Source organism: Bacillus sp. SIMBA_005, from assembly GCF_046535585.1.
Lineage (GTDB): Bacteria > Bacillota > Bacilli > Bacillales > Bacillaceae > Bacillus > Bacillus pumilus.
In genome coordinates this window covers 1-286 of the sequence record NZ_JAWRWI010000239.1, presented here as the reverse complement: position 1 = coordinate 286, position 286 = coordinate 1, and the positions used below count along the sequence as shown (strand labels likewise).

Annotated in this window: 1 protein-coding gene; it reads left to right on the top strand. The window is 66.8% G+C overall.

What is annotated here, in order from left to right:
- A partial coding sequence (locus SB660_RS19920; protein ID WP_410584010.1) for a YesL family protein occupies positions 1-286 on the top strand: 286 nt, incomplete at both ends.

Here is a 286-nt window from a genome sequence, read left to right as displayed (position 1 = left end):
CAGGCAACCGGCATCGCGGCACTGCTCGCCGTGCTGTCAGTCGTGCTGCTCGCCTGGTACGTCGTGGTCACCCAGATGATCGACTCCGCGGGGGCGCGATTCGTTCTTCTCGCCGCCTGGTACGTCGTCGTCTTCGCCTTCGCGATGTCGACCTTCTACGTCTTCCCGTACCTGGCAACGTTCGAGGGCGGAACCCGCGAGGTTCTTCGCAACGCGCGGCGCATGTCGATGCGCCATCCCCTCGCGCCCCTCGCCGCGATCGTGCTGATCATCCTCGCGGCGCTGG